Annotated in this window: 18 protein-coding genes; 12 read left to right on the forward strand and 6 right to left on the reverse strand. The window is 50.1% G+C overall.

The genetic code is table 11. From position 1 onward, the window contains the following. Positions 1 to 27: 27 nt before the first annotated feature. Entirely contained in the window at positions 28 to 3,228 is a 3,201-nt protein-coding gene (locus tag Q8L79_RS15655; RefSeq protein ID WP_305273076.1) for an efflux RND transporter permease subunit, read from the reverse strand. After that, on the reverse strand, positions 3,225 to 4,514 hold the full coding sequence (locus Q8L79_RS15660; protein ID WP_305273079.1) for an efflux RND transporter periplasmic adaptor subunit: 1,290 nt from the start codon (positions 4,512 to 4,514) through the stop codon (positions 3,225 to 3,227). The genes Q8L79_RS15655 and Q8L79_RS15660 overlap by 4 nt, the downstream gene beginning before the upstream one ends. A 108-nt stretch (positions 4,515 to 4,622) precedes the next feature. Here Q8L79_RS15660 and Q8L79_RS15665 point away from each other — a divergent pair, with 108 nt between their 5' ends. Both Q8L79_RS15665 and Q8L79_RS20160 read left to right on the forward strand, forming a co-directional pair. After that, on the forward strand, positions 4,623 to 5,300 hold the full coding sequence (locus Q8L79_RS15665; protein WP_305273082.1) for a TetR/AcrR family transcriptional regulator: 678 nt from the start codon (positions 4,623 to 4,625) through the stop codon (positions 5,298 to 5,300). A gap of 390 nt (positions 5,301 to 5,690) precedes the next feature. Next, positions 5,691 to 5,852 carry a cation-transporting P-type ATPase gene (locus Q8L79_RS20160; protein ID WP_370870003.1) on the forward strand — a complete coding sequence of 54 codons (162 nt, stop codon included), beginning with the start codon at positions 5,691 to 5,693 and terminating at the stop codon, positions 5,850 to 5,852. Here Q8L79_RS20160 and Q8L79_RS15670 read toward each other — a convergent pair whose 3' ends face one another. Next, entirely contained in the window at positions 5,853 to 6,551 is a 699-nt protein-coding gene (locus Q8L79_RS15670) for a TVP38/TMEM64 family protein (RefSeq protein WP_305273084.1), read from the reverse strand. A 286-nt stretch (positions 6,552 to 6,837) separates the two neighbouring features. On the opposite strand from Q8L79_RS15670, the gene Q8L79_RS15675 reads away from it, so the two are divergent. Then, positions 6,838 to 7,521 (forward strand): CRISPR-associated endonuclease Cas3'', encoded by a 684-nt coding sequence (locus Q8L79_RS15675; RefSeq protein WP_305273086.1) that lies wholly within the window; start codon positions 6,838 to 6,840, stop codon positions 7,519 to 7,521. A 58-nt stretch (positions 7,522 to 7,579) separates the two neighbouring features. On the opposite strand, the gene lon is transcribed toward Q8L79_RS15675, so the two are convergent. The 3 genes from lon to Q8L79_RS15690 all read right to left on the reverse strand — a co-directional run bounded on the left by lon (position 7,580) and on the right by Q8L79_RS15690 (position 11,047). Then, a complete protein-coding gene (gene lon / locus Q8L79_RS15680; protein ID WP_305273089.1) occupies positions 7,580 to 10,024 on the reverse strand; it encodes an endopeptidase La in 2,445 nt (814 codons plus the stop codon). Positions 10,025 to 10,033: 9 nt separating this feature from the next. After that, a complete protein-coding gene (locus Q8L79_RS15685) occupies positions 10,034 to 10,441 on the reverse strand; it encodes an Hsp20/alpha crystallin family protein (protein ID WP_305273092.1) in 408 nt (135 codons plus the stop codon). Between the two features lie 90 nt (positions 10,442 to 10,531). Continuing rightward, positions 10,532 to 11,047 (reverse strand): aspartate carbamoyltransferase, encoded by a 516-nt coding sequence (locus Q8L79_RS15690; protein ID WP_305273095.1) that lies wholly within the window; start codon positions 11,045 to 11,047, stop codon positions 10,532 to 10,534. A 654-nt stretch (positions 11,048 to 11,701) separates the two neighbouring features. Between Q8L79_RS15690 and Q8L79_RS15695 the strand changes: the two genes are divergently transcribed. From Q8L79_RS15695 to Q8L79_RS15735, 9 genes are all read left to right on the forward strand, one after another. Then, entirely contained in the window at positions 11,702 to 11,830 is a 129-nt protein-coding gene (locus tag Q8L79_RS15695) for a DUF3096 domain-containing protein (protein WP_305273097.1), read from the forward strand. A gap of 115 nt (positions 11,831 to 11,945) precedes the next feature. Beyond that, positions 11,946 to 12,329 carry a DUF4398 domain-containing protein gene (locus Q8L79_RS15700; protein ID WP_305273100.1) on the forward strand — a complete coding sequence of 128 codons (384 nt, stop codon included), beginning with the start codon at positions 11,946 to 11,948 and terminating at the stop codon, positions 12,327 to 12,329. Between the two features lie 22 nt (positions 12,330 to 12,351). Next, entirely contained in the window at positions 12,352 to 13,158 is an 807-nt protein-coding gene (locus Q8L79_RS15705; protein WP_305273105.1) for an OmpA family protein, read from the forward strand. A gap of 567 nt (positions 13,159 to 13,725) precedes the next feature. Then, positions 13,726 to 14,415, forward strand: a complete 690-nt coding sequence (locus tag Q8L79_RS15710; protein WP_305273108.1) for a DUF5752 family protein — start codon at positions 13,726 to 13,728, stop codon at positions 14,413 to 14,415. Beyond that, positions 14,412 to 15,653, forward strand: coding sequence for a glycosyltransferase (locus Q8L79_RS15715; RefSeq protein WP_305273110.1), 1,242 nt, complete (start codon positions 14,412 to 14,414; stop codon positions 15,651 to 15,653). The genes Q8L79_RS15710 and Q8L79_RS15715 overlap by 4 nt, the downstream gene beginning before the upstream one ends. 9 nt (positions 15,654 to 15,662) lie before the next feature. Next, positions 15,663 to 17,516 (forward strand): malto-oligosyltrehalose trehalohydrolase, encoded by a 1,854-nt coding sequence (gene treZ / locus Q8L79_RS15720; RefSeq protein WP_305273113.1) that lies wholly within the window; start codon positions 15,663 to 15,665, stop codon positions 17,514 to 17,516. Positions 17,517 to 17,686: 170 nt separating this feature from the next. Continuing rightward, on the forward strand, positions 17,687 to 20,572 hold the full coding sequence (gene treY / locus Q8L79_RS15725) for a malto-oligosyltrehalose synthase (protein ID WP_305273115.1): 2,886 nt from the start codon (positions 17,687 to 17,689) through the stop codon (positions 20,570 to 20,572). 27 nt (positions 20,573 to 20,599) lie between these two features. Beyond that, a complete protein-coding gene (locus Q8L79_RS15730) occupies positions 20,600 to 22,393 on the forward strand; it encodes an autotransporter assembly complex family protein (RefSeq protein WP_305273118.1) in 1,794 nt (597 codons plus the stop codon). A 24-nt stretch (positions 22,394 to 22,417) separates the two neighbouring features. Beyond that, the gene (locus Q8L79_RS15735) at positions 22,418 to 25,855 is read left to right on the forward strand and encodes a translocation/assembly module TamB domain-containing protein (RefSeq protein ID WP_305273121.1); all 3,438 of its coding nucleotides are present in this window, start codon (positions 22,418 to 22,420) and stop codon (positions 25,853 to 25,855) included. The last annotated feature ends 175 nt before the right edge of the window (positions 25,856 to 26,030 follow it).

Genomic DNA, 26,030 nt, shown 5'->3' on the forward strand with positions numbered 1-26,030 from the left:
CGGGGCGAAATTCTGCGGAGTGCATGTTTATTCCTTGGTTGATAAGTGAGGCTCATCGGCCGACAAACGCTTGGCCTTGTGTTGGGAGGACTGCCAGCGTTGCGCCAAGCCCTGCACCATCACATAGAACACCGGCGTTAACAGCAGGCCGAACAAAGTCACGCCCAGCATGCCGCTGAATACCGCGGTGCCCAGTACCTGCCGCGATTCCGCTCCCGCCCCTTGGGCTATCACCAGCGGAAACACGCCCATGATGAAGGCGAATGAGGTCATCAGAATGGGCCGCAGCCGGATCCGCGACGCTTCCACCGCTGCATCGAAACGGTTAAGTCCGCCCTCTTGCAGCCGCTTGGCGAATTCCACGATCAGAATGGCGTTCTTGCTGGCCAAGCCCACCAGTACGATGAAGCCGATCTGGGTGAAGATGTTGTTGTCCATGCCGCGCAACCATACGCCTGCCAGAGAGCACAGAATACACATGGGCACGATCAGGATCACTGCAAACGGTAACGACCAGCTTTCATATTGGGCCGCCAAAGCCAAAAATACGAAGATCACGCTCAGCGGAAAAACCAGCAGGGCGACGTTTCCGGCCAACACCTGTTGCAGGCTGAGCTCGGTCCATTCAAAGTCGAATCCCGGCGGCAGCTCTGCACCCAGCAGTTTGTTCATCACAGTAATCGCCTGGCCGGAACTGACCCCGGGCAAGGTGCCGCCGTTAATTTCCGCCGCCGGATACATGTTGTAGCGTGTGATTTTGTCGGGTCCGGTAATTTCCTTAACCGACATCAGAGACCCCAAAGGCACCATGCCGCCTTGAAGATTCCGTGTTTTCAGTTCGGTGATGTCCTCCGGTTTCATGCGAAACTCCGAATCGGCCTGAGCCACCACCTGATAGGTCCTGCCGAAACTGTTGAAATCATTCACATACATCGAACCCAGATAGATCTGCAAGGTGTCGAACACGTCTTTCAAGGGCACATCCATAGACTTGGCTCGGGTACGGTCCACGTCCAGAAAAAGCTGCGGAACCGAGGCGCGGAAAGTCGTAAACAGCCCGGCCAGGCCGGGTTGCTGATTGCCCTTGGCGATCATCTCGTTGACCGTATCCTGTAGCGCCTCAATACCGGCATTGGTGCGATCCTGAACTTGCAGCTTGAAACCGCCTACCGAACTCATACCCCGGATCGGAGGCGGGGCAAATACGGCAATGTGAGCGCCCTCAATCTGGGCGAGCCGCTGCTGAAGATTTTTGATGACCGCATCGGCATGAAGCTCCGGGTGACCGGCGCGCTGGTCGAAATCATCGAGCCGGGCGAACATCGTGGCGACGTTGGACTGGCTCGAGCCGCTCAAGATGGAAAAACCGGCATAGGCGTTCAGATGTTTGACGCCTTTGGTTTCCAGAACGATACGGTTAGCCTGCTGCACCATTTCCTGGGTGCGCCCCAGCGAAGCGGCGTCCGGCAGCTGCGCATACAAAATCAGGTAGCCCTGATCCTGCTGAGGAATGAAGCCCGTCGGCACCTTTTCAAAGGCCAGAAAATTAAGGCCGTTGAGTCCCATATAAAGCACCAGCACCACCGCCGTCATGCGTATCAACCTGCCGACCAGGCGCGCATAACCTTCGCTGAACGAGTCGAAGAACCGGTTGAAGACGCCGAAAAACCGGCCGAACAGACGATCGATCAGCCGTGTGAACCAGTCCTTGTCGCCATGTGCCCGATCCAGCAGCTTCGCGCACAGGGCCGGACTCAGGGTCAGCGAGTTAAACGCCGAGATCACCGTGGAAACCGCAATGGTCAGCGCAAATTGTTTGTAGAAGGCGCCGGAAACACCGGTAATAAAGGCGGTGGGCACGAACACTGCGACCAGAACCAGAGCCGTAGCAATGATAGGGCCTACCACTTCTTCCATGGCTTTCCGGGTGGCATCCCGGGCCGATAATCCTGTCGCGATATGGCGCTCCACGTTCTCTACCACGATGATGGCGTCATCCACGACGATACCGATAGCCAGCACCAGGCCGAATAACGATAAGGTGTTTAAGGACAGACCCATAGCGGCCATGACGGCAAACGTGCCAATCAACGAGACCGGCACGGTAAGCAGTGGAATGATGGTGGCGCGCCAGTTCTGCAAAAATATCACCACCACGAGCAAGACCAGCAGGATGGCCTCGAACAGGGTCTTGGCCACCGCGTTGATGGATTGCTGCACGAACACAACGGTGTCATAGACCATATTGTAATCAAGACCCTCAGGAAAGCGCGTCTTCAGCTTTTCCATGGTGTTGACCACCGCCTCTTTGGTTTCCAGGGCGTTGGATCCGGGTAACTGGAAGATGGCAAGTCCCACCGTGGGCTCGCCATCCAGGAACAGCGCAGAATTGTAATCCTTGGCGCCCAGTTCGATGCGGGCCACGTCCTTGAGGCGGGTCACCTGGCCGTCCGCCCCTTTTTTGATCACGATGTCGGCGAACTGTTCGGCTTCCATCAGTCGGCCCGTGGTGCTGACCGTGTATTGGAAATCCGTGCTCTCCTTTGTCGGCAGCTGGCCGACCACGCCGGCCGCTACCTGGATGTTCTGTTCCCGCATGGCGTTGACTACGTCGCCGGCAGTCAGATTACGCGCGGCAACCTTCTCCGGATTCAGCCACAGGCGCATGCTGTAGTCACGGGCGCCGAACACCATGATTTCACCGACGCCGGGCAGTCGCGCCAAGGTATCCTTGATTTGCAGCAGCGCGTAATTGCTCAGGTAAACACTGTCGTAACGCTTGTCCGGGGATAACAGGTTGACGACCAGACTCAAGTCCGGGCTGCGCTTCTTGACGCTGATGCCTTGTCGGCTCACTTCCTGAGGCAGCTTGGGTTCGGCCAGCGCCACCCGGTTTTGCACCAGAACCTGGGCTTTATCCAGATCAGTACCCGGCTTGAACGTAACGGTAAGCGACATGCTGCCGCTATTGGTGGACTGAGAGGACATATACAGCATTTCCTCGACGCCGTTCACTTCCTGCTCGATAGGCGTCGCCACAGTTTCCGCGACCACTTTGGCGTTGGCGCCGGGATAGGTCGCACTTACGACCACAGTGGGGGGCGCAATCTCGGGATATTGGGCAATAGGCAGTCCAATCAGCGCGAGACCCCCGACCAGAACAATAATGATGGAGAGTACCGATGCGAAAATCGGGCGGTCGATGAAAAAGTGCGTGAATCGGTTCATGGTCTCAATTCTCCATCCGGCCCGGTCAGCGAGATGCGTTCCGGAGTCACCTTGACACCCGGCTTGAGCTTCTGGATACCTTCGATAACCGCCCATTCTTCAGGCCTCAATCCTTCGGTGATCACGCGGGACTGGCCGATATGGGCGCCGAGCACCACCGTGCGATATTCCACCTGGTTATCCTTGTTCACCACCCATACGAAACGCTGCGCCTGATCCGTGCCGATGGCGCGATCGGGAAGCAGAATGGCCGGATACGGAGCGCTCGCGCGGATCCGCATCCGGGCAAAAAAGCCGGGACTCAACAATTCATCAGGGTTGGCGAACACGCCCCGCAACGAAAGCGTGCCGGTGGCCGCATCTTCACGCGGCGATATATAATCGAGACGGCCCTGGTGTGGAAAATTAAGCTCATCAGCCACCGCTAACTCCACCGGTGTCTGTTCCTCTCCCAGACTGCCGCGACCTCCTTTCTTGGCCTGACGCCGATATTTCAGTACCGAGCGTTCGTCCGCATCCACGTAAACATAAACCGGATCGGTAGAGACGATGAAAGTCAACACCGTTGCATCGCCACCGCCACCGTTGACCACATTGCCGGCGGTGATTAATTCGCGACCGATCCGGCCGTCTATCGGGGAGCGCACCTGAGTAAAATTCAGGTTCAACCTTGCCGTATAAACATTGGCTTCCGCAGACTGAACGGCGGCAAGGGTTTCCCGAAGCCCCTTGCTGCGGGCATCGTGCTCCTCTTCGGAAATGGCTTTGGCGCGGAACAAACGCTCGGCGCGCGCCAAGTCATTTTTTGCCAATTCGTGACGGGATTTTGCGCGTTCCAGTTCAGCTTCGGCATAGTTCAGTTGAGCAGTGAACGGTTTCGGGTCAATCAGGAATAGAAGATCGCCTTTATGTACCTTGTCCCCAGCCTTGAAATTCACTTTCTCCAGATAGCCGCTTACCCGTGCGCGCACGTCTACCGAATTGACTGCCTCGATGCGGCCCGTGTATTCGTCCCATTCAGTGACTTCCTGCGACACCGGCTGTGCGATTTTGACATTGGGCGATTGGCTTTGGCCCGGCTGAGAATCCGATTTGTCCTGGTTCCCGCATCCGGTCATCGCCATCAGGGCGATGGTAACTAACAGGCCGACTCGTGTGCGCTGTATTAATGTCCCGTCATTCGAAGGCAGCCGCTGATGCCATGTTCTGTGAAAGCCTTCAGGGCTTGATTCCCTCAATGGACTTAAGCAATGGACGATGGTCGATATGAGAGTTTCTTTTTGCATCCTTTTACACCCTGTTTTTTTAAGGAATTAAATGGTAAGACATATTATCATTTAAATTAAGGTATGATCATAATAATTTCAGTCAATGAATTTCGTGAGTATTACACAATGATTAAATGTGGACGACCTCGCAAAGGAGAGGAGCTGTTAAGCCGTGATCGCTTACTGGACACAGCCTCCAGTCTGTTCCTCGAATACGGCTACGGCAACCTCAGCCTGGAAACCATCGCGCGGGATGCGCGCGTGTCGATGCGAACCATCTACAACCAGTTCGGCGGTAAGGCCGGACTCTTCGGCGCGGTGGTAAGGCGTTGCAGTGACCAGTTTGTCACCGGCCTGTCGGATGAGCATGTCCTGGAGCGTTCTCCGGAAGATACGCTGGTCTTTTTTGCCAAGCAGTTTTTGCGCCGCATCACGCAGCCGGATGTGGTGCGCATGCGCGCCATACTGATCGGCGAATCGCCACGCTTCCCCGATCTTGCCACTCAATTCTATGAACAAGGGCCGCAGCGCACCCTCGATCATCTTGCCCAGTTTTTCGCCCGGCAGCAGCAAGCAGGCCATTTTGTCGTAATGGATCCGCATTTTCTCGCCGACCAGTTTTTGAGTGCGTTACGTAGTGAACGGTTCCAAAAACTGCAACTCGGTCTGGAACCAACGCCTGATGAAGCGGAAATCGATGTTTGGGTACGACAGGCTATCGGCTTGTTCCTGCACGGTAGCCTGAAAAACAGGCAGGGCAGTACAAGTGATACCACGGTTGAACCGTGCGTCCGGAATCCTTAATTCGTCTGTAGCATTTAAGCTATACAGCAGGCTATGGAATTCAGGAGTCTTCCGTGTCTTCTGGAGTCCGGTAAATAGAAATATCCTTCAAGGTAGGCGGCTAGCAGGCAGGGAGTGTGCTCAATCAGATTGAGGGCACTCCCTGGCTAATGACCGGCAATACAGAATCACAACAAGGATTTAATCGTGAAGAATATTTTAACAACAGACAGTTCTGAAGCTCACAACGCATTCTGGAATACCCCTGCTGAGCAGCAACTCAAACAGCTGGCTAGTACTCAGTCAATTCTATTTTGACGGGTAAAAGTAAATCCGTTCGTCCTGAGCCTGTCGAAGGATGAGCGGATTTACGCTGAGCTAAACAAATTTTACACGACATAACAAGACTGACTGAGTACTAGGACAGCTCAAGGATTAAGCAATGAAGAAGCCGAGCAACGCATAAAGCACTATGGTGCAAACCGCCTGAACAATAAAAAGCAGACGGGAAACTTACGACTGTTTTTTGCCCAGTTTAAAAACTCCACTGCAAAACGCATGATTGCGCCGTAATTATTTAATCTTTATACCCAGTTGCTTAACAGTTTTACCCGCAATTTTTGCCGCATAGATCAGCACTGCCAAGAAAATAGCTAAACCCAACGTCAGCAGCGGATAGGAAACGGTACTCTGCGGCGCAGCATCACTGAGCAACCCGGACAGGTGTTTGGCGGTATAGCCGAAATAAACCAGACTGATATTGTAAATTAAAATACCGCTGGTAGCGGCCAGATAAGGCCGGAACCTGACCTGAGTCACCGAAAAAGCATAGCTCAGCATTGCAAACGGCAAAGGTGTCAGGCGCAATAAAAACATCAGCTTAAATTCATTACCCTTGATAACCTCGTTGAGCTCAGAAAAATGCTTATATTTGGCAAGATGCGTAAGCACTCTGTCGCGCAATAAATAGCGGCCCACAAAAAAAATAAGTGCCGATGTTAAATAGGTTGCGATAACGATATAAAACATCCCGGCACTGATTGGGAATAATAAGCCGGCAGCAAAACAGAGTGCATCGACTGAAACAAAAAGAGGTGTCAGAATGACAAATAACGTAATAAAACCCAGTGGCGCAAAAGCGCCCAACTCCTGAATTCGGACTTCCAAATCAGGAAGATAAAGTTCCAGTTCATGGCCAATAAGTAATACAACCCCGACAAAAATGAAAGCTATCGCTAATTTTTTGATAAGTCCTGTTTCTTGCAGTTGCATGTGTTATTACTCCTTGAAGAAAATTATCAGTAATTAATAGAGCTGGAAGATTTTCAATATATTTTAACAATCCAAAAACCTCCACATTCCTTAAACTATTATTTCGTATATTTCTTTAGAACGAAATAGGAAAAACCCCGCAGGGTTGGGCTTATAATCCAATCATGAAATATTGACGGACATTTATTTCCGAAAACGCTTTCTTTTACCAAATTGTCAGGATAATCCCGATACTTATTCACAAAACCCAAAATATAGATTTTTCTGGAAAGCTTCAGATAATTTAGTGAAATTAAAATCGATGATGAAAAACCAATCAAATAAACTTCACATTGCCCATGTCCGCGCAGCAGACCAAAGTATTCAATCATTAGAAACCCACTTACTTGAAGTGGCGGAAATCAGCAAAAAATTAGCCGCTAAAATTAATGTGCCTGAAGCAGGAGAACTGATAGGGCTTTTGCATGATTTCGGCAAATACAGTGCGTCCTTTCAGAATTACATACAATCCGCTACCGAGTTAATTGACCAGGATAACGATGACTACGTTAATGCCGGTGCGCTAAAGGGAAAAATAGATCACTCAACAGTGGGCGCGCAGTGGGTATGGGAAGCGCTGAGTAAATACGGTAAAAACGGCGAAGGAAAATTATGCGGCCAAATACTGGCGCTGTGTATTGCCTCGCATCACAGCGGGTTGATCGATTGTTTAAAGCCGGAGGGCGTTAATGGCTTCAAAGAGCGGATAAATAAAGATGACCAGCGATCTCATCTAGCTGAATGCAAGCAAAATGCACATCCATTTATTTCAGACAAGGCGCTGAACCTGGCCGGTAAGCCTTTGCTGACAGGCATGCTCGATCAAATAAAATTATTGACCCGGACGGAGCAGCATGGGCAAATAATATCGGAAGCCATTAAGCAATTTTATGTCGGCTTTTGGACTCGGTTTTTATTCAGCTGCCTGTGATAGACGCGGACCGGATTAACAGGTCGCGCCTCACGCAGGCGCGTGGATTGAAACAGCATTATGCCGGGTTGGCCTTATTCCGGCCTGCAACAGGATCATTTTCCACGGCAACTTTTAACACATCATCCACATTTTCCAGCCAGACAAAGCGGAGTTGATTTCTCACCGCTTCGGGTATTTCTTCAAAGTCTTTCTTGTTGAGCGCAGGAAGCATGACTGTTTTTAGCCCCGCTCTGGCCGCAGCAATGACTTTTTCTTTAATGCCGCCAACCGGCAATACCAGTCCGCGCAGGCTTATTTCTCCGGTCATTGCCACATCGCTATGTACGGTACGCTCGGAAAACGCGGAAAATAATGCGGTAAACATGGCGACTCCCGCACTGGGGCCGTCTTTAGGAATAGCGCCTGCCGGTACGTGGACATGGATATCGTTTGTTTTGAATATTTCCGGGCTTAAACCCAATTCATGAGCGCGCGATTTCACCAGGCTTAACGCGGCCTGGGCGCTTTCTTTCATGACTTCGCCCAACTGACCGGTAAGGATCAGTTTGCCGTCGCCGGGCAGACGGGTGGCTTCGATAAAAAGAATGTCGCCGCCGACCGGTGTCCAGGCAAGTCCTGTGGCAACGCCCGGAACGCTGGTGCGCATCGCGACGTCGCTGTAAAACCTTTTCGGTCCCAGAATGCCCGGAATATGTTCGCCGTCAATCTGTTCATTAACGACAATATCCTCGGCAATACGCATCGCTACATGACGAAATACGGAGCCGATCTCTCGTTCCAGATTTCTGCAACCAGCCTCGCGGGTATAGTCCTGAATAATGGTGAGTATTGCGTTATCGGTGATTGCGCATTGCTCGGGATTTAAGCCGTTGCTTTCCAGTTGCCTGTGTACCAGATAGCGTTTGGCAATCTGAAGCTTTTCCTCGGAGGTGTAACCGGATAATTCAATGACTTCCATCCGGTCGCGCAAAGGCGCGGGGATGCTGTCCAATACGTTGGCCGTTCCGATAAACATCACATGGCTCAGATCGAATGCGACCGCCAGGTAATTATCGCGGAAAGTTGAGTTTTGCTCGGGATCCAACACTTCCAGCAAGGCCGAAGACGGATCGCCATGAAACCCCGAGCCGAGCTTGTCCATTTCATCGAGCATAAATACCGGGTTATTGGTGCCGGCCTTGCGTATGGATTGAATAATGTTGCCCGGCAGTGCGCCGATATAAGTGCGCCGGTGACCGCGTATCTCGGCTTCGTCATGCAGACCGCCGAGGCTGGCGCGTACAAATTCACGCTCGGTTGCGCGGGCTATGCTGCGTCCCAATGAGGTTTTTCCGACGCCGGGCGGTCCGACAAAGCATAAAATGGGGCTCTTGCCATTCGGGTTCAGCTTGCGCACGGCCAAAAATTCCAATATGCGCTGCTTGATTTTATCCAGGCCGTAATGATCTTCATTGAGAATTTCCCTGGCTCTTTTTATATCGATAACGCCTGTACTTGCGACCGACCAGGGCAGTTCGATCAGCCAATCAAGATAGGCGCGAATCATCGAATATTCGCCGCTGGCATCCGGCATGTGCTGCAAGCGGCCAAGTTCCTTGCGCGCTTGTTTCTCGACTTCTTCAGGCATTTTGGCCGCACTGATGGCGTTGCTTATTTCTTCAATTTCGGCAGCACCGCCTTCTTCTTCGCCCAATTCCTTCTGGATAGCCTTCATTTGTTCCCGCAAAACGAATTCGCGTTGCCGCTGCCCCATGGTTTCCTGAGTTTGTTCGTTAATCTTGTTGGAGATTTTTAACACTTCGACTTGATAATTGAGTAACTCCAGGATTTTGTCGATACGTGCCTGTATATCGAACAGTCCCAGTATCTCTTGTTTTTCCGGGGATTTTGAAACCAGGTAACTGGCGACCAGGTCAGCCAGCATCGACGGTGAAGTGATGGATTGAATGGCGTTAATCAGCTCATCAGGCGCTTGGTGTGTCTGAGCCAGAACTTCCAGCGCTTTTTGCTTGAGCGTTATGACGCGCGCTTCGACATCCTTGGAACGCATTTCAGGCTCTTCGTAACGGTCAATCCGGGCGACAAGAAACGGATAACCCGGCAAAAACTCCTGTACGCGAAAGCGTTGCACCCCCTGACAAACGACATGATGCGTGCCGTCAGGCGCAGTTATATAGCGTAAAATTTCCGCTACAGTACCGACTGTGTAAAGATCATCCGGGTTGGGTTCCTCATCTTTGTCCCTCAATTGCATAAGCAGTCCGATCGGTTTCTCGGAACGCACCGCTTCTTGCACAGCCGCAATAGACAGTTTACGGCCTATCACCAACGGAGAAACGTTTTGCGGGAAAAGCACGGTTCCGCGCATGGGCACAATGATAATCGCATCATTGGGAACGGGGGGGAATTGCAACGGCGCTTCCTGCTTTATCTCTGAAGATGGCTCTTCCGTATTCGTCGTTGATCCCAGAAGTATATTTTTCAGATCCTTGATTTGCATAAGAAGCCCTTATATTATTTTGCGCAGTGAAATTAACAAACACCCGTTTACAAGTTCATTCGTACCGATTTCAAAACGTCCGGCGGGCAGTTCAATATGCCGCTCAAATCGTCCATAGGGGATTTCCAGTCGGCGAATAGTCGCTTGTGAGCTGTCCGGTAGATGCCGTTGTCCGTCAATAATCAAATGATCGCCTTCAAGCGCTACGTTCAACTGTTCCGGGGCAACACCCGGTAGTGCGATCATAATTTTGAATTCGTAATTGGTTTCATAGATATCGATCGGCGGTTCCCAAGTCGGTCGTTTGGCGTTGTTCATGACAGACGGCCTAAAGAACTGTCGATGCAATCGGTCGGCCCGATCCAATATTTGACAAGCTTCTGCCCACATCCATGTTTCAAGGTTACGTAATGGCATAATGTGTTATTCCAGATTGTTGCAGTTTAACTACTCAAGCAGCGTAATTATTTGCCCCCGCTCCATTGTAAAATCGCTGTCCATGACGATTTATTCGGCGGGAGCCGAATGGTGCTTGCTGTGTTCCGGTATCTTATCGTTGCCGTGTTCAATCATTTGCGCGTCAAACCATTCATGGAGCGCCTGGACAAACTGGGGATATTCGGTTGAATAATGAATCTGCGCGCCATTAGGCAATGCTTTATATTCAAATTTTATATCGTCGGTTTTTGCCATTTTCAACTGGGTCAGACCCGGCATATCGGCTCCGTGGACACGTTCAGTTATAGAAAAATCGCCTTTTCTGAATTCATTGGCAATTTCAAGCAGATGTGTCTGAATCAGTTTTATTTCCCGGGTATCGTTTGCCGATTTGGCGACAACATGCTGAATGCCGCCATGAACGGTTTTGGTAAACGTTTGCAGGGCTTGACCCAAGGTATAGGGCACCACTTGCTGTGCGCGTTGACGTACTTCATCAACCGGCTCCGGGCCGGTTTTTTCAAAAGCCGCGGCTGCGGTAGAAAAAAGTAAAAGCCCGACCAATATTAATGGGTTATTTTTCATAATCGTAGTTCTCGTTTAGTTAGGATCCAATGAAAATATTTGATGAGAACATCTAAAGACTCATAACAAAGTATGTCTTGCTTACGAACCCCGATAAATCCGTACAACTACTTACAAATACCGGTTTTGATGATCCGCATAGAAATTGGCAGCAATGTAAAAATGATGCTCAATACCTCGCTACGTTGGCGATAAAGACACAGCTCAAACGATGAGACGCGGGGCGGGAGTTCAACCGCCAACTAAAAAGCGGCTCGATCAACTCGCTGCCGAGCTGTCGTCATCCGGTTTTACTGGCTATGTCCAGAGGAAAGCGGAAAGGCCGGTTGTCGCCTGGCAATCTTAAAAATAATCAGGCGATCCGGGCAAAAAAACGGCTATTGAAAGGTGGATAATCTATTTGTGTCGATGACATGAACAGGCCTTTGAATGCCCGAATTATCGGCTTTTCGAGCGGATTCAGCTAAGTATTCGTGCTTATTGAATATAGTCCGTAACCTTGTATTCTGGTGTCGTAATTGGCGAGGATAAGATTAGGATTTTGGATCTGATTTTGAATTCGTTAAAGGACATTCAATATCAATCGAGTCTGATTCCGAGCTATCCGATCAGGAGCAATATCGACTCAAGCCATCACAGCAGAAAGGTGAATCCATGTACGTTAATACACAAGCGCTCCTCTCGCTTACCGCCGGAATTTTAATACTTGTTCGTCCCGCCTTGTTGAATTACATCATCGCTATTTATCTTATTATTGTCGGTGTTCTGGGCCTGGTCAGATGATTTTCCATAATGTCAAAAAAGCCAATGATATTGCGGATTTTCATCGCAAACGTCTATGCGCCAATCCGTAACTTGGGTTCTTGTGAATCCTTAGATCAGTCAGAAGGTACCTACTATGTTTACAGCTAAAACACTCTTGAGATTAGGGCTATCGGCAGCATTGACAAGCTTGTTGTTCCTGATGGGATGTGCCTCGGCACCGCCGACAGATTTGCTGTCGCAGGCTGAACTGGCCATTCAGAATGCAGAACGGGCCGGAACCTCTCAGTACGAACCCGAACTGCTAAGCAGCGCCCGCACAAAACTTAATCGTGCCCACAAAAGAGTGGATGACGATGAAAATGAAGAGGCGCGCAGAATGGCCGAAGAAGCCATTGCCGAAGCAAATTTGGCCAATGCCAAAGCCGCGGCGGCAAGAGAGGCCAATCAGACGGATGAAATGAAAAAGGCGATCGAAGCCTTGAAACAGGAGACTTCGCGGCAAAGCGAAGGCCACTAACCAGCCATTTTGGAGGCGTACCATGCGACCACAAATCTCTTTCCAGCCATCACCGTTGACCAGTCTCTTTCTTGTTCTAGCGAGCGTGTTGCTAACAGCTTGCACGCCGGCCGCCAATATGAGCCTTGAGAGAGCCCGTACCGATTATCAGCAAGCGGCAAATGACCCGGCAGTGAAGGCCAATGCTTCTGCGGATTTGTTTGCGGCGGAAAAACTGCTGCAACAAGCCGAGGCCACCTGGGAGGAGGATGACGATTCCGACGAGGTGGACCATCTTTCCTATCTGACCAGCCGAAAGGTGGATTTGGCGCGAGCCACCGCTAATCAGGCGGTATCGAAAAAAAGCTTTGAAGAATTAAGCGGTCAAAAGGACCAGATTCGCTTGCAAGCTCGTGAAGCTGAAATTGCGAAACTGAAAGCTAAAAAGGTCCCGCAAGGCATTTTGGTGACATTGGGCGATGTGCTGTTCGACACGGCGCGCTCCAATCTCAAACCTGGAAGCCTTCAGAATATGTATCCCTTGGTGGAGTATTTGAAAAGACATGCCGAAACCAGGGTGAAGATTGATGGCCACACTGATAGCAGGGGATCTGCGGGCTATAACGCCAATCTTTCGCAGATGCGGGCCGAGGCCGTCAGAACTTTTCTGATTACCAACGGAATCTCATCGGCACGCATCAGTGCACAGGGCATGGGTGAGGATTACCCGGTCGCAACAAACTCAACCGCTGCAGGACGCCAGCAAAACCGGCGCGTGGAAGTGACAATAACCGACGCACCCGCAACAATGTCCCCCACTTCTTCCGGTTCTCCCGGCAGCGGCATGTGATGTTAGGAAGTGATCTGATTGCTGCTTGTCTTGAGACAAAAGCACCGTCCTTGTCTCTGTCGAAACCAGCGGCGTTTTTGATGGATTACAGCGTATCGATTATCTGATTTATAAAGTAATCGTTTGAGATAAACATCATATTTATAAAGTATTTAACGTTAATTATCGGATTTTGCCACGGTAAAGCGGATGCCGGCAGATCGAAGAATTACGCTTTAAACACAGGCGGCTGCACAAACGAAATTCCGCTTTAGGAGCATAGGTATCTACACAAGTGCGGCCTCTTGTCTCGTTCCCGCGCGCTGCGTCACTGCCATTAAGTTAAGAAGATAATGACGCCGTAGGAGCGGGCCGCGCCCGCGACATTTGGCCGGCGATTGCAGAGTTGCAGCGCTCTCATCGCAGGCGCGGCCCGCTCCTACAACGCTTAACTTAATGGCAGTGCCGTGTTGCGCGGGAACGAGAGAAAGGCTAGGTATTTCTATAGATACGTTGAGATCTAAGCTCAAAACTTCGGGCTGCTTTATAACGTCATTCACTTAATTCTATCCGCATGGAATTTTAAATATGAATACGATAAATACTAAACCTGAGCCGGAAATACCGCATTTTGTCTTAAAAGATTGCGCATTGATCGCGATTGCCACACACAGACGCGCCAATACCTTAAAAGAGTTCCGCGACCATATCGCCAGCCTGAATCCGGACAGCTTGTATTACCATTTTTGGGCGAATTTATTATTGCCGCATTTTGAGGAGCGCGAGTACATCAACGACTTTGCCAGCTGGATGCGTCATGGTCTTTCCGATACCAAATTGGCCGAACAATTGGCCGTGCTCGACCCGACCTCATTCAATGATCTCGAGGAATTACGCTACCATCTACTCGAATATATCGATGACCGCATGGAAGAAAGCGAATACTTGCAATGGACTCGGGCCTCGCAACAGTTTGAATTTATTCGCTCGCAAATTGTGGTATTCGATACCCACACCCGGATAAGCGAACCGCATGAGATGTCGGGCCTGATTGCCCTCATGTCGGCAAGCAGCATCTTTTACCATTTTATTGATGCCCGTCGCCGTGCTCAGGACAAAATGGATGATTTTTGCCGATGGTTAACTTTTTTCGGTGAAACTTATCAGCCTTTAATTGTCCAGTTAAGCGGGATCGATCCTTATTTCAGTACCTTGGTTGAATTACGTCAACAAGTGGCGACGGCCTTTCAAAACCATTTTACGGAGCGAGTGTCATGACCACGATGTTAGAGGCTTATGCGGCGGTAACCGGCGCAGATGTTATCCGGCATCTGCAACAGCTGGCGGAACTTTTGCAAGGCAAGACCGTGGTGCATGTTAATTCCACGCGCGTTGGCGGCGGCGTTGCCGAGATATTGGATAAGCTCGTGCCGCTTTCCCGGGAGCTAGGCATCGATACGCGCTGGGAAGTGATTAGCGGCGATAGCGAATTTTACCAGTGCACAAAAAGCATGCATAACGCAATACAGGGTGACAGGATCATTATTCCCGATAACTTGCTGGAACATTTTCTGGAAGTGAATGAGCAAAATGCCAACCAACTGCGTTCTGTTCTGGAAGAAGCCGACTTTGTTTTTATTCATGATCCGCAGCCGGTTGCCCTGTTAAAGTATTGCAGCAATCGGAAGGGTAAGTGGATCTGGCGCTGTCACATCGATGCCAGCCATCCGTACCGGGGAACCTGGCGCTTTTTAGACCGGTTTGTGCGTGAATACGATGCCAGCATTTTTTCATTATCGCAGTTTGTGCAACTGCTGCCGCATCCTGCCTATATTATCCCGCCCAGCATCGACCCGTTAAGCGACAAAAACGTTGACTTGACTCAAGACGAATTAGATTCGGTGCGGACACGTTTCGGCATAGATCCCGATGCGCCGATGATTGCGCAGATCTCGCGGTTTGACCGGTTTAAAGACCCGATAGGCGTCATAAAATCTTATAAACTGGCCAAGCAATATATTCCCGGGTTGCAATTGGTATTGGCCGGCGGCAGCGCAACGGACGATCCGGAAGGTGAGGTCGTGCTCGATGAAGTGCGCATCGCGGCGGGCGATGACCCCAATATTAAAATCTTACAGTTGCCGCCCGACGCCCACCGTACCATTAATGCGCTACAACGGCTTGCCGATATTGTTCTGCAAAAATCCACTAAAGAGGGCTTCGGCCTTACCGTAACCGAAGCCCTCTGGAAAGGTAAGCCGGTTATCGGCGGCGACACCGGCGGCATTCGTTTGCAGGTCGTTAATTTTCATACCGGTTTTTTAGTCAACACGCCGGAAGGCGCTGCGCTGCGTATTCGGTACCTGTTTAATCAAAAGCAAAAAGTGCAGGAAATGGGCATTAAATCCAGGGAATTCGTCCGCGAAAACTTCCTGTTAACCCGTCAGTTGCGTGAGTATCTAACCTTAATGGTATCGCTGCAACATGGTGCGGTTGACCGAATTGAATTAAGTTGAGTCCGGCGCATGTCAAACCTGCATCGAAGTCATGCCATGCCTTTCGGGACTCATATACGGGATGACGGCAAGATCACTTTTAGATTATGGGCGCCCGGAGCCGACAAGGTTGAATTAAGCCTGCAAGGCAGCGCGCCTGAACTCAGGTTACTGATGACGCCTGAAGCCGATGGCTGGTATGGCATTACCACCGAACTGGCCGGTATCGGCTTTTTTTACCAGTACCTGATCAACGGGCAATATTACGTTCCCGATCCTGCCTCCCGTTATCAACCTCAGGATGTTCATGGTTCCAGTCAGGTTATCGATCCCGATGCCTGGCAATGGCAGGATCATGGCTGGAAAGGACGGCCTTGGGAAGAGACGGTGTTTTACGAGCTGCATGTCGGGACTTTCACTGAAGACGGCACTTTTACCGGGGTAACAAAACGTCTGGATTATCTGGTCGATTTGGGCGTGACCGCAATACAGCTAATGGCCATTGCCGATTTTCCCGGTCAACGTAATTGGGGCTATGACGGCGTATTGCCGTTTGCGCCTGACAGCAGCTACGGAACCGCAGAGGATCTTAAAGATCTGATTGACACCGCGCATGCCAAAGGCTTGATGGTGTTTAACGACGTGGTTTACAGCCATTTCGGCCCGGAAGGCAATTACCTGCATCTGTATGCGCCGGGATTTTTTACCGATCGATTCCATACGCCGTGGGGCGATGCGGTTAATTTCGACCCTGAACATAACCACTGGGTACGCTGGTTCTTTATCCACAATGCGCTGTATTGGCTTGAAGAATATCATTTCGACGGGTTGCGCTTTGATGCCATACATGCCATTTTCGACGACTCATCCCCGGATATTCTGGAAGAACTGGCCGAAGCCGTTCGACTGGGGCCGGGATATGATCGCCCTGTCTATTTAGTGCTGGAAAACGACAATAATGTCACCCGTTACTTAAGGCGCAATCCGTCCTTGCCGCAGCGTTATTTCGATGCGCAATGGAATGACGATCTGCATCATGTTTTGCATGTTCTGCTAACCGGAGAGAGCGCTGGCTATTATCAGGATTACAGTCAACAACCGCTACGCCATCTGGCCCGCTGTTTAACCGAGGGTTTTGCTTATCAGGGCGAAGAATCCGCTTATCAGGACGGGAAGCGGCGCGGCGAATCCTGTTCGGGGTTGCCGCTGACGGCCTTTGTATCCTTCTTGCAGAATCATGACCAGGTCGGTAACCGGGCATTCGGCGAGCGCATCGCAAACCTTTGCGCTCCGGAAGCTGTGCGTGCGGCGACCGCGATCGTATTGCTGACACCGTCGCTGCCTTTGTTGTTTATGGGCCAGGAATGGGCCTGTAATCAGCCGTTTACCTATTTTGTGGATTTTCCCGGCGAATTGGGCGAGGCAGTAAACCTGGGTCGATTACAGGAATTTTCCAGGTTCACGGGGTTTAACGATGCTGAATCGCGATTAAAAATACCTTTGCCCAACGCCGTTCAAACCTATCGGGCGGCCAAGCCGGCGTGGGATGAATCGGATCGGGAGCCGCATCGACAATGGCTCGATTATCACCGGGAATTATTGCGTATTCGTCGCTGTCATATTACCCCAAGGACAAAGGGAATAGTTGCCGGACAAGCCCATTACCTGCTTTTCAATGACAGGGCATTAACGGTGCAATGGCAGATGAACGATGCTTCAATTTTAACGCTGGTGGCAAACCTTGGCAGTGATTCGGCGAGGGTTGATTGTTCTTGTGATGGGGACGTGCTGTTTGCCAGCGATTCGGTTGTGCATAAAAAACTGCGCCAGGGTTGTTTAAACCCTTGGTCGGTCATTTTTTATTTAAAGGAAGCCGACAAATGATGTGTGCAAAAGCGGTTTGTCCACGAAAAGCACGAAAATACTCACTCAGATACAAAACAGCAGCGGGTTCTCCAATGCATTGTTTTATTTCGTGTCTTTTCGTAGACAAATTATTTTCAGGATTAACAGTATGGCTGCCGGTTTTTCTATTCCACACAACAGCGTGATTTATGACTGATTCCGTAAATCGGCAAAGAGAGATAGACATTCCCGTTTCGACTTATCGCCTGCAATTTAACAAGCAATTTACTTTTGCCGAGGCTACCCGGTTTATTTCCTATCTTCGCCGACTCGGCATTAGTCACTGTTACGCTTCTCCTTATCTGAAAGCCCGTCCCGGCAGTAATCACGGTTACGATATTGTTGACCATAACGAACTCAACCCCGAAATCGGCAGTTACCAGGATTTTGAGTGTTTTATCGCCGAATTGCGGCGCAACGGGATGGGTCTGATAACGGATATTGTCCCGAATCACATGGGCATTATGGGCAGCGACAACATCTGGTGGCTGGATGTGCTGGAGAATGGTCAGGCTTCTTACTATGCCTCATTTTTTGATGTTGATTGGTATCCGGTTAAGAGAACGCTGCAAAATAAAATACTGCTTCCTGTGCTGGGCGACCATTACGGGAATATATTGGAACAGCAGGAACTGAAGCTGGTTTTCGATGCCGACCAGGGCGAGTTTAGCGTTTATTACTATCAGCACCGGTTTCCCGTTGATCCACAGACTTATCCTTTTATCCTGAGCTCGCAACACGAACAGTTACTGAACTATTTCGCGGTCGACGATCCGGTGTTTCTGGAATATCAGACCATTGATAACAGTTTCAGCAAATTGCCTTCACGCACGAACAGGACGGAAGAAAAAATAGAAGAACGCAAGCGCGATAAAGAAGTCTTTAAAAAGCAACTGGCCAAACTCTGTGCGGATAGTGCTCAACTCGTTAAGTTTATTAACTTTCATGTCATGGAAATTAACCGGATAGCGGGCGAAAGCGGCGAATTGCATGCATTGCTGGAGCAACAGGTCTATCGGCTGGCTTATTGGCGCGTTGCCGGCGATGAAATAAATTACCGCCGGTTTTTCGACATCAACGAACTGGCCGGGTTGCGGATTGAAGATGAAAAGGTATTTGATGCGACTCACCAACTGATCCTGTCGCTGATCGAACAGGGCAAGATTCAGGGGCTGCGTATCGATCATGCGGACGGATTGTGCAATCCGGTAGCTTATTATCAACGCCTTAATAAAAAAATTGCGGCTATTTTAAATACCGGCACCGAGCAGAATACGCCGCCGATCTATATCGTGGCCGAGAAAATTGTCGCCAACTATGAATATTTATCCAACAATTGGCCGATTCACGGCACCACCGGCTACGAGTTTGCCAATATCGTTAACGGCGTTTTTATTGATGGCGCGGCCGAAAAATCATTAACGCATTGTTACGCACGTTTTATAAAGCATCGACAGAATTTCGACGAACTGGTGTATCAGGCTAAAAGGCAGGTGATGACAACCGCGTTGGCCAGTGAATTGAACGTGCTCGCCAATCAGTTGAGCAAAATCGCCGATGCCAGTTCAAAAACCCGAGACTATACACTCTACGCGTTGCGCAATGCCTTATCGGAAGTTATCGCCTGTTTTCCTGTTTATCGAACCTATATCAACAGTCAGCGCGTAAGCAAAGAGGACAGCCAGTATATTAATTGGGCGGTTGACCAAGGCAGGCAGCGAAGTTGGGCGGCCGATAAAACCGTGTTTGAATTCATTCGACACCTTCTGTTTATGGAACATTATTCGCTAATTGAAAGTACGGATTTGTTGAGATTTGTAATGAAGTTTCAACAATATACGCCGCAGGTCATGGCCAAAGGCCATGAAGATACCGCGCTTTATCAATATAACCGGCTCATTTCCTTAAACGAAGTGGGCGGCGATCCCCGGTACTTCGGAAACTCGGTCAACGCCTTTCATCATTTTAACCGGGAACGGATTAAAAAATGGCCACATACCCTGTTATGCCTGTCCACCCACGACACCAAACACAGCGCTGACGTACGGGCAAGAATCAATGTATTGACTGAAATACCTCTGCAATGGCAGGAAGCGGCACTACGCTGGCAGCGCTTGAATAAAGCCAAAAAAACCAAGACGAGCGGAGTGGTTATTGCCAGCAATGATGAATACCTGTTTTATCAGGTGCTGATTGGAACCTGGCCGCTAACAAGTTTGACGGATGCGGAGTCGGCCGATTATCGGGAACGCATCCGGAGCTATATGATTAAGGCGGTGCGTGAAGCAAAACAATACACCTCATGGCTCAATCCTAATGAAGATTATGAACAAGCCGTCAATCAATTTGTTTACCAATGCCTGGACGCCAATGCCAGTCCATTATTTTTAAAGGATTTTACCGAGTTCGAAAGGCAAATCAGAAAACCCGGCTTGTATAATGCGCTTGCGCAGGTAGTGTTGCATACAACCTCGCCGGGGGTGCCGGATATCTATCAAGGCAACGAATTATGGCAATTTACTTTGGTTGATCCCGATAATCGACGACCCGTTGATTTCAGTAACAACAGTCAGTTATTGAACGAAATGGAGGCACTGCTGGCAAAACCGGATTTTGACCGGCTGCAATTCATAAGATCCTTATTAGCAAATATGGAAGATGGGCGGATCAAGCTTTTTGTGGTCATGCAGACCTTACGCTTTCGACATCAACACGCCGCGTTATTTAAAAACGGCGAATATCTGAAAGTTAATATCCACGGAGCGGGGGCTGACAGACTGCTGGCTTTTGCCAGACAAGACCAAAACAACTTTGCCGTTATGGTCGTGCCCCGCTTAAACGGGTTTAACAGATTGTTGGGCGATGTCGGGGCCGATACCTGGCTGGAATTGCCGCAAGACAGCCCCAGACAGTATCGGGAACTGTTCAGTCAATGCCGGGTTATGACCGAAGCGGTTGAAGACTCTCTTCAGCTCTATATTGGTGAGCCGTTAAAATTATTTCCTCTCGCCATTTTATTCGGCGTTGTTGAATAAAGTGATTGTCATGAAAGAATATTCCGGATGCTATTTCTTATTCTCTCCGCGTGCCTGCGTAGCCCGGTAGGGTACGCTGTGCGTACCTTTCAGCCAATTTCCGCAACTCTCTGCATTGTGCCGTTCGCACTGTTGCTGTATTTTGCGGCCCCCGCTGTCAGCGCAGAGGTTTCCGTTAACGGACTTGCAGGAGAAGCTAAAAAAAATGTTCAGCTCATGCTGTCGCTGACAAAAGAGCCGTGCCAAGCATCGGAATGGAAAATACGCGGCTTGTTTGACAATGCCGATGAAGAAATATCGCAGGCTTTACGGGCTTTGGGTTATTACCATCCCGTTATCGACAAATCATTGGCTTTCAATGCGAAATGTTGGCAGGCGGACTTTACGATTGCTTCCGGCCCGCAGGTCATCATTGGCGACATCACCATTACCCTGAACGGCGATGCCCGCGATGACGCCGAGTTTCAAAAACTGCGCAATGCGCTGCTGACTGCAAACGGCAAGCCTTTGCGCCACGATCACTACGAAAAGATGAAAAGTCGGCTCGAAACACTGGCGATGGAACGAGGTTATCTGCAAGCCGCGTTTTCGGGAAAACAATTATTAATCGATAAAGCCAACAACAGGGCGCTCATCACGCTGGTGTTTAATACCGGGAAACGCAGGGTGTTTGGCGACGTTATTGTTGAACAGGATATTTTGAATCCCGAGTTTGTCAGCAGATTCATTTCAGTAAAAAGCGGCGATTTTTATTCCAGCGAACAACTGGCCAAAACCCACACAGCACTGTCGAAAAGCGGCTACTTCGACAGGATAGAAATTCGCCCGAATACTGAAAATACCCGCGGTAACCAAGTTCCCGTCAGCATCAAACTTTATCCGGGCAAAACCCGGCATTACGGATTCGGTGTTGGCTTTGACACCGATATAGGGCCTTTAGTCAATGCAGCTTACAGTAACCGTCGAATAAATCGCCGCGGACATTTTATTAATGCCAATCTTGATCTTGCCCCAGTGCGGTCAACGGCAGATGTTGAATACAACGTGCCGCTGGACGACCCGACCCACGATTTCTTCAGTTTCGGCGGCGGCTTTAAACGGGAAGATCTGGACGCTTATGAGTCCCTGTCGGCGAAGCTTTCCGCGCGCTTAAAACACGCCTTCGATAACGGTTGGAAGCAGACGCTGTTTCTCGATTCTCTTTACGAAGACTTTACCATCGGCAGCACATCCAATCAGGTCCTGTTATTAGTCCCCGGCGGCAGCTGGCTACGTTCTGTTGCCGATAATCCCATGCGGCCTACCCGAGGCTATCGCCTGGAGCTTAATCTGGCCGGCAGTTATGAAAACCCGATTTCCGATATCAGTTTTGCGCAAGGCTCAGTAGCCGCCGTATGGACGCATCCCTTACCTTGGCGCGGCAGATTTATCGCTCGAACCGAGCAGGGTGCAACGCTGGTTGATCAATTCGACAAGCTGCCGACCTCGTACCGGTTTTTTGCCGGCGGTATGAACAGCGTGCGCGGTTATGCTTATCGAGACCTGGGTCCCAAGGATAATACGGGTAATGTGATAGGCGGCAAGTTCTTAAGCGTAGTCAGCGCGGAATACGAACATTACCTGTTTGATAACTGGGGCGTTGCGGCATTTGTTGACGCCGGTAACGCTTATAATCCCGGTAATGTCAGGATCAAAACAGGGGTCGGTTTAGGCGTCAGGTGGTATTCGCCTATCGGTCCGGTCAGGCTGGATTTTGCATTGCCTTTGAGCGAATCGGATTCTTCATTTCAAATCCATTTTGCCGCCGGGACAAGGCTATGAATCCGGATCAATCGCCGTTTTAGAATGATGAAGCGTATTCTTCTGATTATCTTGATTGTGCTGCTGACGATCCCTGTCGGCTTGCTCGGTTTGATGAACAGCGTAACCGGCAGCCGCTGGCTGTTGCAGACGGTTTTTTCAAATTTACCGGTGCAGGTTTCGGTTAAAACCATTGACGGCCGGTTGCTTGAACGCATAGTACTTTCCGATCTGCATTATAAAAGCGATACGGAAACAGTCACCGTTAAAAATCTTGTGTTCGCCTGGCAACCTTCCGAACTGTTTTCCGGCATTTTAAAAATTGTCGATATGAGCCTCAATGATGTCAATGTCAGCGTGACCAAGACCGCAGCCCCGGAACAAAGCACTTTCGACTTTAATGCAGAGTTACGCTTGCCGGTGCAGATCGTGCTTGAAAACCTGCTGTTAACGAACCTTACCTTTCAGCAAGGCGAGCAGTTGCAACAACTCGAAAAACTGCATTTGGCGGCCTTTACCGAACATGACCGGGTTAATCTGGTTTCACTGGACGTTAATGCCAAACCGCTGGAAGCAACAGTAAAAGGGCAGGTGGGCTTGGGCAAGGGCTTTCCATTAAGTTTGACCGCCGATTGGCAGGCGACAACGGAGGAATACGGTCTGTGGCAAGCGACAATTACCGTCACCGGCGACATTCGGCAACTGGCTTTCGACAATCAGTTGTCGTCACCGTTCAAATCAGCTTTGACAGGCAATCTGGATAATTTACAAGATGCGCCGCGTATCAACGTACGCGGCGATTGGCAAAATCTTAACTGGCCGCTTGGCGGCAACAAGCCTCAAGTAAGCAGTGAGCAGGGATCGCTTGAGGTGGACGGTTTGCTCAGCGATTATCGGATTATGCTAAACGCACAGCTAAGTCCGCAGTATTTGTCAAAATCCCGGTTAACGTTTAAAGGCCAAGGCAGTACCGAGGCTTTGTCTATCAAAGAACTGGAGCTCAAATCACCGGAAGGCGTGTTTCAGATTGACGGCGATGTGTCCTGGAAAGACGCTACCGTTTTTGATCTGACTGCAACCGGGCAGAATTTTAATCCGGCCATCCTGTTACCCGAGCTTCCCGGCAGCCTGAACTTTAACACCCGCATCAAAGGCAAACTGGCCGGAGAAGCGTTACAACTGGATGCCGAGATCAACAAGCTGTCGGGCAAGTTGCGCGGTTATCCGGTTAGCGCAGGCGGCAAGCTGGCGTTGGCCGGTGACCAGCTGAAAGTCGACGCCTTACAGGTTGTTTCGGGAAGGAATAAAATTGCCGTCAACGGCACGCTGGGACAGGAGCAAGCCGCTCTTATTGTTGCTATCGACGCGCCTGCGTTGGAATCGTTATGGCCGAAATTGGGCGGCAGCTTGAAAGGGGACGGGCGTTTACAAGGCGCGTGGAAGAACCCGTCGGTGGCCTTTCAGGCGAGCGGCAAGCGTTTGCGCTTTGCCGAACACAGCGCCGAGCAATTAACCGTCAACATCGATTATCAAGCCGATGCAAAACTGACTTCCAAAATGCAACTGTCTGTTAACGCGATCAAAACCGGCGAACTTCATATTGCAAAGCTGCTGATTGACGGATTGGGTACGCTTGAGCAACATCGCTTTAAAGCCGACATCAATTCTTCTTACGGTGATCTGTCAAGCATGCTGACAGGCAGTTTCAAGGCCGGTGTGTGGCAGGGCGATTTTTCCAGGCTGGATTTGAATACCAAAGATTCCGGACGGTGGCAGCTGACCCATAATATGACTGTCCGCGTCGCGCAAAGTCCTGCCGGTGTCGATGTGTCTTTGGCGCAAGCCTGTTTAGCCCAACAAGCCGCCGATCTTTGCGTACAAGGGCAGTATCCGGCCAGCGGTGATTTTCAGTTTAAAATTAACGCCAACGCATTGCCTACCGGCTTGATGCAAGTCTACCTACCTGAATCGATGCAGTTAAAAGGCATTATTAACGCCGATGCGGAACTACGACAGCAGCAGGGTTTGCTGAGCGGCAATTTTCGACTGACCATGCCTGCAAACGCAAAGATTGTGTTACAGACCCAGCAAGGGCCGATTGAGTTTATTTTGGGCTCATGGTTGTTATCAGGCAAACTGAAAGAAACGATGGTTTCAGCCGATTTCGATCTGGCCCTGACCGGCCGGGATTATCTGCGCGGACAAGTACAGCTGGATACAGGTCAGGGTAAAGCCCTGGCCGGACAGATAACGGGATCGATGCTTAACTTTGCCTGGTTGAATCCTTTTGTTCCGCAGTTATCTAACATTAAAGGCGATCTTAAAGCGAATTTAGCCTTACAAGGCCGTACCGACCAACCCGCTGTTAGCGGAGCGGTGCGATTCACCGGCGGAGCTGTTGACTTTGCCGAACTGGGACTCGGAATCCGCGACATCAGGCTTGAAGCGCTTCCATCTGCCTATGCCGAGCGTATTCAGCTACACGGTTCGGCAAAATCGGGACAAGGGTTCATTCAGCTCGACGGTTTTGCCAACCTGCAAGGGAATGGCGAGTTGATGCTGAATGGAACGAATTTTGAAGTGGCTAAACTGCCGGAAGCTCAAATAACGGTTTCACCGGAATTAAAAGGCACGTTTACCGACCGGCAACGGAAAGTGACCGGCAAATTAAAGATCCCCAAAGCCATCATACAGATGACTCAAATCCCTGAAAATGCGGTAAAAGTCAGCCCTGATGAAGTTATTCTCGGCGAGCAGCAAGCCGAACAGAAGGCAGCGGCGGCAGTCCCTGTCGATGCCGATATAGACATTGAACTCGGCAAACAAGTCAACTTTTCAGGGCAAGGTCTAAAGACCGACCTGTCCGGCACATTAAAGGTAACCAAAACCGGAGAAACAACGGCCGTGCATGGCAATATCAACATGGACAAGGCGCGTTATAAAAGTTACGGGCAGGATCTTACCGTACGCAAAGGACAAATCCTTTTTAACGGTCCGATCGATAAGCCCTGGCTGGACGTGGAAGCGATACGCGTTTCAAAAAGCAAAGATGTTACCGCTATTCTCAGCCTGACCGGCCCGCTGGATGCGCCGAAAACGCATTTATATTCAGAACCTGCGTTGCCGGAAGAAGAAGTGCTTGCCTATTTAATTACCGGCGGGCCCTTAAATCAGGTCAGCCAGGCGGAAGGAAATATGGTTGCCTCCGCCGCATTATCTTACGGTGCAGGCAAAGCATCATGGCTTGCCAACAAACTGGGCGTAGGCGAACTTGAAGTTGAACAAGGAGAAACGCTAGAGGACACAATGGCTACGGTAGGCCAATATCTGACGCCGGATTTATATGTGGGCACCAAAGTCGGCTTGTTTAATCAACAGGTTGTATTGGTATTAAAGCGCAAGCTGACCAAGACCTTGAATGTGGAAACGCAGACCGGTACTTCGCAAAGAATAAAACTTAACTATGAGAAGGATAGCCATTAAGGAACGTGGACAAAATAACTCTTGATTAGCAAGATGCTTCAGCTAGCACCGTCATACTGGCAGGGATGCCAGTATCCAGAGCCAGGGATGGTAACTTTCCGATACCGCTGTGGCATGATTTAGGCTTGATGCCAAGCCATAGTCTCACATCCATGTGACTGGATTCCGGCATCCC

It is taken from the genome of Methylobacter sp. (genome assembly GCF_030680395.1).
In the GTDB taxonomy this organism is placed as follows: domain Bacteria; phylum Pseudomonadota; class Gammaproteobacteria; order Methylococcales; family Methylomonadaceae; genus Methylobacter_A.